Origin of the sequence: Parafrankia sp. EUN1f, from assembly GCF_000177675.1 — a bacterium.
In the GTDB taxonomy this organism is placed as follows: domain Bacteria; phylum Actinomycetota; class Actinomycetes; order Frankiales; family Frankiaceae; genus Parafrankia.
In genome coordinates this window covers 1-6542 of sequence record NZ_ADGX01000267.1, presented here as the reverse complement: position 1 = coordinate 6542, position 6542 = coordinate 1, and the positions used below count along the sequence as shown (strand labels likewise).

The 6542-nt window shown below is 68.8% G+C and carries 8 protein-coding genes and 1 pseudogene; 4 read left to right on the top strand and 5 right to left on the bottom strand.

Annotated elements, in window-relative coordinates; translation table 11 throughout:
* A partial coding sequence (locus tag FREUN1FDRAFT_RS37385; protein WP_006545633.1) for an IS4 family transposase occupies nt 1-345 on the bottom strand: 345 nt, incomplete at its 3' end.
* Nucleotides 346-578: 233 nt separating this feature from the next.
* On the opposite strand from FREUN1FDRAFT_RS37385, the gene FREUN1FDRAFT_RS37380 reads away from it, so the two are divergent.
* Nucleotides 579-1175, top strand: a complete 597-nt coding sequence (locus FREUN1FDRAFT_RS37380; protein ID WP_006545632.1) for an ATP/GTP-binding protein — start codon at nt 579-581, stop codon at nt 1173-1175.
* A 168-nt stretch (nt 1176-1343) separates the two neighbouring features.
* Nucleotides 1344-1901, top strand: a complete 558-nt coding sequence (locus FREUN1FDRAFT_RS37375; protein ID WP_006545631.1) for a hypothetical protein — start codon at nt 1344-1346, stop codon at nt 1899-1901.
* Between the two features lie 118 nt (nt 1902-2019).
* Here FREUN1FDRAFT_RS37375 and FREUN1FDRAFT_RS37370 read toward each other — a convergent pair whose 3' ends face one another.
* From FREUN1FDRAFT_RS37370 to FREUN1FDRAFT_RS37360, 3 genes are all read right to left on the bottom strand, one after another.
* Complete coding sequence (locus tag FREUN1FDRAFT_RS37370) at nt 2020-2487, bottom strand: 4-vinyl reductase (RefSeq protein WP_006545630.1); 468 nt, start codon at nt 2485-2487, stop codon at nt 2020-2022.
* Nucleotides 2488-2695: 208 nt separating this feature from the next.
* Nucleotides 2696-3997, bottom strand: a complete 1302-nt coding sequence (locus tag FREUN1FDRAFT_RS37365; RefSeq protein ID WP_006545629.1) for a cytochrome P450 — start codon at nt 3995-3997, stop codon at nt 2696-2698.
* Between the two features lie 62 nt (nt 3998-4059).
* Entirely contained in the window at nt 4060-4368 is a 309-nt protein-coding gene (locus FREUN1FDRAFT_RS37360) for a hypothetical protein (protein WP_035957396.1), read from the bottom strand.
* 124 nt (nt 4369-4492) lie between these two features.
* On the opposite strand from FREUN1FDRAFT_RS37360, the gene FREUN1FDRAFT_RS37355 reads away from it, so the two are divergent.
* Both FREUN1FDRAFT_RS37355 and FREUN1FDRAFT_RS37350 read left to right on the top strand, forming a co-directional pair.
* Nucleotides 4493-5356, top strand: a complete 864-nt coding sequence (locus tag FREUN1FDRAFT_RS37355) for a DUF3592 domain-containing protein (RefSeq protein ID WP_232295598.1) — start codon at nt 4493-4495, stop codon at nt 5354-5356.
* Between the two features lie 35 nt (nt 5357-5391).
* Nucleotides 5392-6147, top strand: coding sequence for a phosphatase PAP2 family protein (locus FREUN1FDRAFT_RS37350; RefSeq protein WP_232295597.1), 756 nt, complete (start codon nt 5392-5394; stop codon nt 6145-6147).
* A 192-nt stretch (nt 6148-6339) separates the two neighbouring features.
* Here the strand turns inward: FREUN1FDRAFT_RS37350 and FREUN1FDRAFT_RS44715 are convergent.
* Nucleotides 6340-6504, bottom strand: a pseudogene (locus FREUN1FDRAFT_RS44715) (4-hydroxy-3-methylbut-2-en-1-yl diphosphate synthase); the annotation flags it as partial.
* Between the last annotated feature and the right edge of the window lie 38 nt (nt 6505-6542).

Sequence of the window (6542 nt, the reverse complement as noted above, 5' to 3'; positions counted from 1 at the left end):
CTTCACCGGGGCGGGCCCGATCCGGCGGCGCAGGTCCCGCAGCGCCTTCTCCGAAGGCGTGACCAGCACCAGGCCGGGCAGGTCCCGCAGCCCGGCCACGAGCTTGTCCCACACACGGGCGTACCCCAGATGCCCGTACAGGCCCAGCGCGAGAACGAAGTACATCCCGACCCGGCTGGGTAGATCACGCACCCGCTGCTGCACACGGCCGGTTTCCGTCAGCACGGCATCGACCAGCTCGAACGGCGCGTGCTGGGTCAGTTCACCCAGATGCCCGGGCGCGAACACCCCCTCGGCGACCGTGAGGGAACGCGTCAGACAGACCGTGGGACACTGAGCAGGCAACGGGACCTCTGGCAGCAGGCGGATCTTGGCGGATCTCCTACCTACCAGCGGTCCCGTTGCGCGTTCACCACCAGCACCACGACACGCCGACGTCCCTTGACAGCCACCAACCACGCCTAACTACGCGGCCTTGCGACAAGACGGAGCCTGTTGCGCAAGCTGTTCGACAGGCTTCGCCCGACCGACAGCCCCTCGGCCGACACCACCCCTTCGAGTCATCCGTAGAGACACATGTGACCCACAACAAGATCGTTTTTTCTGGACCGGTGGGCGCGGGGAAGACCACCGCGATCGCGGCCATCAGCGACATTCCCCCGGTAACCACCGAGGCCCGGCCCACGGATGTGACCAGGGACATCAAGGCGACGACCACCATCGCCATGGACTACGGTGTCGTGCGGCTCGACGGCGCCGAGCGGATCCACCTCTACGGCACCCCGGGTCAGGACCGTTTCACCTTCATGCGGCACATCCTCGCCGAAGGGGCGATCGGCGTCGTCCTCCTGATGACCAACACCCGGCCGACACCACTCGCCGACCTGGACGAGTTCGTCGGCACCTTCCGAACGGTGATCGACGAAACGGCACTGGCGGTCGGCGTCACCGGGATGGACCTCCGCCGCGCGCCCGGTCTGGACGACTACCGCCAGGTCCTGGCACGGGTCGGCATCATCGCGCCGGTCTTCGAGATCGACGCGCGGCGTCGCGGGGACGTCGCCCTTCTCGTCCAGGCACTGCTTCTGAGCGTCGACCCGGGACTCGCCGGGGAGATCGCCCTGCCCGGCACCGGGTCGGGCACCTTCCAGCGTGCCGCCGGCGACTACTGGTGACGTTTCTCCGGTGGTGACGTTTCTCCGGCTCTCCGGCTCTCCGGCTCTCCGGCGACCGCTGCCTGCGGCGGATACGGGCGCTACCTGCGGATACTGTGGTCACCCGTCTCTGCGGCGTCTGTTCGTGACCGACGCGACGCCCACGAACCTCCTTCACGAAAGGCACCGATGACGCCGAACGGCCGCCAGGACAGCCACGTCGCGGCACCGGCGACAGCCCTGGTGCTGGGCGCGTTGGCCGGCACCCTCGCCAGCCGCCTCCTACGCCCCCGCTCCGGCGGCGGGCGAACGCCCGAGTTGATCGACGCCGGGACGTCCACCGGCCCGGCGACAGCGCCGCGACGACCGGGCGAGACCTCGGCGAGGCTGCGATCGGTGACCCGCCAGCTCGACGAGACCCGAGCCGCTCTCGCCGAGGCTCAGGCCGAGATGCTGCGGATGAGCGGCACGACCAAGGCGATGACCGACCGGGCCGAGACCGAGATGGGCAGAATGGAGAGCGCCGCCATCACCGCCCTGGAGTCGGCGGCGGCCTCGAACCGCCAGGAGGTCGCGGGTCTGCGGCGCAGCCTGGCCGCCGCCGAGGACGCCGCACGAGTGCTGCGGGCCGACCTTGACACGGAGCGTCGACGGGCGGCGTTGATCGAGTCGGCACTGGCCGGTCGGGACGCCCAGCTCGCGGACCTGCGTGCCAGCCTCCGCGGCACCGACGCTCACGGGGCCTGACAGCCCGGCCCGTGAGCCCCGTGCCGGTGCCTGTGTGCCGGTGCCTGTGTGCCTGTGCCTGTGCCTGTGCCTGTGCCCGACAGCCGCGGATGTCGGGCGCGCGTGACGGTGGGCGGCGTCAGATGAGCGCCCGGTGCGGACGTATCTCAAAGGTGCAGGTCGGGTCACCGGCCCCCTCGCAGGTGGTCTCGGTCCCCTGCATGACGACGCCGGTCACGGCCTGCAGGGCCCCGACGAACACACCCAGCGTGTAGGCGCACATCGGCTCCGTCGTCTCCATCTGGTGGCTGCACGCCCCTTCGACCAGCCGCACCACATACGCCCCGGAGCCGTCCGACGTCACCTCGGTCACCAGGCAGAGCCGGGTGCCCTCGATACCGAACGTGTCGACGAACAGGCGGAGGAGCTTCTCGTCATCCAGCCGGGACCCGTCCAGGCCGAGGTCGGAGATTACGCCCTGCCCGCGCATCCGGCCAGCGCCCAGGACAGGCCCACGGCCGACGAGATCCTCGGTGTAGATCCGCATCTGCTGAAGACAGGTGGCGGAGACCATCGGCCCCAACGTGGGACGCTGGTTGACAGGCATGGGATAACTCCCGGTTCAGGGCACGCGTCGGGGTGACGAGCGCGAGCCAGCGGCGCGGCAGGCACGCGGCGCTCACCGCAGGACAGGCGCCGACTCTACCCAGCCCGGAGCAAAGCCGGAGAACCCGGACCCGGCCGTGCTCGATCTGCACCCCTGCGCCGACCTCGCGGCTCGCGTGGACCAATACCGCGCGCAGCGGCGGGAGATTTCAGCCGAGGGTGATCGGCAGGCGTTCCCAGCCGCGGGCGGTGGAGGTGTGGGCCAGCTTCGCGTTGCCCCAGTCGACGTCCCAGTCGGTCCAGCGGTTCAGCAGCTCGTCGAGAGCCACCCGCCCCTCCAGCCGGGCCAGCGAGGCACCGAGGCAGAAGTGGATGCCGTACCCGAACGACAGATGACGGTCGATCCGGCGGTGGATGTCGAAGATGTCCGGGTCGGGGAAATGCCGCTCGTCGCGGTTCGCGGAGGCGTTGAGCAGCGTCATGATGCTGCCCTCGGGAACGGTCTGCCCATACAGATCGACATCCCGGGCGACGGAGCGGGCCTGAATCGGTGACGGCGCCTCGAAACGCAGGATCTCCTCGATGGCGTTCGGGAGCAGAGACCTGTCCTGGGCGATCTCCCGGCGCTGGTCGGGATGCTCGGCCAGCAGCTTCCCGGTCCAGCCGATCAGCCGGGTCGTCGTCTCGTTCCCCGCGCCGGCCAGCAGCGTGACGTAGGTGAGAATCTCCTCGCGGGACAGCCGTCGGACGGTGCCTGTCTCGTCCTCGAACTCGGTGGTCAGCATCTCGGTCATCAGGTCGTCGGATGGATGCTTCGCCCGCCAGTCGATGTACTCGGCGAACATCGAGCCGTCGAGGAAGCCGTCGCTGAACATCTCCTCCGAGCTGGTCTCCTCCAGGTTCATGCCCTTGTCGAGGCGGTCGCGGATCGCCTCCTGGTCGCTCTCCGGAATGCCGAGCAGGAAACCGATGGTGCGCATCGGCATCTGCGCCCCGAGCTGCCGGATGAGATCGAACGTGCCCGCCCCGACCAGGGGGTCGAGGCAACGCACCGTGAACTCCCGGATCTTCGGCTCCAGTGCGCTCATCCGCTTCGGCGTGAACACCCGCGCGAGCAGCCCGCGGTGGATGTCGTGCAACGGCGGGTCCTCGAACAGGATCACCCCCGGCGGGATCTCGAGATTCGCCCGGATCACCTCCAGTACGGACCCCTTCCCGGACCGGTAGGTCTGCCAGTCGGTGAGCGCGGGCGCCACGTCGGTGTATCGGCTCAGCGCGTAGAACTCGTACCGCTCGTTGTAGTAGAGCGGAGCCTCGTCACGCAGCCGTCGCCAGACGGGATACGGGTCGTTGTCGATCTCGAAGTCGAAGGGGTCGTAGTAAAGATCGTCCGCGCTGATGGTGGTCAACGGGCCCTGCCCTTCCCCGTGCGGCTGTCGGACTATCCTGATCGCGAAGCCCAGCCCAGCTTCGGCACCCAGCACCGGCCGGACGTCCGGGTACGCGACCATACACGTACCTCGAATTTGACCTCGATATCGATTTTCTAGTCTCCGGCGAACGATCCGAGACGTCAACCCGTCCGGGCCCGCCGCCAATCGCCGACCATCAGTCGAGAGCCGTCTCCGTACCTGACCGCCGTCCCCACAACGTCGGCTCCCTGCGCGGCCCACGACAGGGAGTCCAGCCCGATATGGCACTGCCGGTGCACCAGACGCCTGCGGGCTGCTTCACCGACCTCGGCGATCTCGAAGGCGCGGAGCCGGTCGGGACGAGCCCGGAAGCCCGTCAGATCGTAGAAGGCACCGGCGAGATGAAGCGGCACCCGCTCATCCCAATGAGCAAGATTCAGCCCCCGCCAGTCGAGCTCCGGATCGCTCATGGCCCGACACTGGTGGCCGGTGCCCTGCCGGTGTCCGCTGATCCGGCGGATTCCTGTCTCCGTCTGCGCCGCACCCTGAGCGGGGAAGGGTCTCGGACTCTGCCACTTCAGGGTGACTCCGGCCTTGGCGGACTGGCACACTCCCGCCATGGGAATACGCCTGCCGGGGTTCGGTGGCGGACGAAGAAGACCCGAACCCGTTCCGTTCCGGCTCGGCGTCGACGTCGTGTGGAAGGCGTTCGCGGCTGGAATCGTTCTGCTGGTCCTGGCGGCATACTGGTTCTACTGGAACGTGACATACGCCGAATACGGAACAGCCGTGACGGCCGAGGTGCTGGACGCCGGTGGGCCGAAGGAGCGGCCGACGGTCCGTTTCGTCACCCGTAAAGGTGTGCCGACTGTTACGCGGCTCACGGACTACGGTGATTATCCCGGTGTCGGGAAAACCATCACGGTGGAATATGACGAGCGTGATCCGGGCCGCGCCCGGCGGTATGAGGGGTCGTGGTACTGGGCCTATCCGGCGGGTGTAACGGTGATCGGCCTCGCGGTTCCCGCCACAGCCGTGTGGATCTTTTACCGGCGCCGTCGCCGGTATCCCGGGTGGGAACCGCTGGCGAGGGCCGACGTCACGGAGATCTTCTCGCCTCTTCCGGTGCTCTGGTGGGTCGGGCCGCGGTCAGCCGAGTCCTCCGAGGGGAGCGACAAGCAGAAGGGCGACAAGCAGAAGGGCGACAACTCGCGGGACTGTCAGGAAGCCCACGTCCTGATGCTGCGCCGGGACCAGCAGGAGATCCACCGGGCCTTGCCGGGCTGGGATCTCTGGGGAGTCGGAGCAGGACCCGGCGTTGAGCGGTGGCGGGCCGGTCAACGGCTGAGCATGGCCTACGACGAAGTATGGTGCCGCCGTCGCCGTGGTGAGACATGGCGGGTGAAGATCAGTCTGGTGGAATCCGCACCGTCTGCGGAGGCGACCGGTCGACAATGAGCCCGGTGGGGAGATGCCTGGTCAGGCTGGTGCCGGTGGCTGTGGTGCTCGTGATCGTTCTGGTTGTCGCCGGTCAGCTGATTGTCGATGGTGCGGGCGGGGTGCGGGCCGCGGACGAGGCGGCGGCGCGTTGGCTCGCCGCTCACCGCGAGCCGTCGCTTCTCGACGTGACCCGGTGGGCGACGTACCTGGCTGACCTCTGGGTCGTGGTGGGCGCCGGCGCGGTACTGGCGGCGGTGACGGCCTGGTGGTCGCGTGGCTGGTGGCTGCCAGCCGGCGTGATCGCGCTGACCGCCGGCGAGGCGGCGATCTACGAGGTTTCCAACACCCTCGTCGCCCGGCCGCGCCCGGCCGTCGCACGCCTTGATCCGGGTGATCCGATGGCGAGTTTCCCCTCGGGCCATTCCGCGGCCTCGGTCTGCCTCTACGGCGGCCTTGCGTATGTGCTGCACGGCATCGCACGTCACCGGGCCGCGGGCGCGGCCTCCGAACGGCCCGCGGCGTCCCAGCCCGTGGTACCCGAGGCTTTGGTATCCGAGTCCGCGGTGTCCCACCCCGCGGCTGCCCGGCGCGTGGTCGCCGTCGCCCGGTGGCTGTGGCTGCCGGCCGCGGTCGCCGCCCTGGTGCTTCCACTGGTCGTGGCCTTCTGCCGGACCTACCGGGGAATGCACTACCCCTCCGACGTCATCGCCGGCCTGTTCCTCGGAACCTGCTGGTTCTTCGCGGTCAGCGCGGCGGTGCTGTCCCGAGCCTGGCGTGCCAGCGCCCCAGAAACGGGGATGTCGTTTTAGCGGGACGATCTCGGGTACCCGGCATCTCGTGTCGCGATAGTCCCGCGAAGGCGCGAAAGGTCGGTGCGTTGTGTCCCTGCTTGCCTGGGCCATCCTGGTGGTCCTGCTTCTCGGTGCGGTCTTCGCCGCGGCCGTTCTCGTCGACCGCTCCCGGTCCGCCCGGCTGCGCAACAGATTCGGACCCGAATACGAACGCACGCTGCACGAGGTCGGCGACCGGCGGAGCACCGAACGCGACTGGATGGAGACCGGGGCGTCACCTCCGACCGGCACGTTGCCCACGTGGATCTGCCGGCTGACCCGCCGGGTTCCGACCGGGCGGGGCGGAGCGGCGGGCATGCCCAGAGTAACGGTCACGATGTCCTCACTGGCGTGTCGGATTCTTGATCGTCAAT

Bases quoted from the DNA above. Each gene is read 5' to 3' on its own strand.
- FREUN1FDRAFT_RS37370 (WP_006545630.1), bottom strand. From the start codon at position 2,487: ATGCCTGTCAACCAGCGTCCCACGTTGGGGCCGATGGTCTCCGCCACC.
- FREUN1FDRAFT_RS37360 (WP_035957396.1), bottom strand. From the start codon at position 4,368: ATGAGCGATCCGGAGCTCGACTGGCGGGGGCTGAATCTTGCTCATTGG.
- FREUN1FDRAFT_RS37365 (WP_006545629.1), bottom strand. From the start codon at position 3,997: ATGGTCGCGTACCCGGACGTCCGGCCGGTGCTGGGTGCCGAAGCTGGG.
- FREUN1FDRAFT_RS37375 (WP_006545631.1), top strand. From the start codon at position 1,344: ATGACGCCGAACGGCCGCCAGGACAGCCACGTCGCGGCACCGGCGACA.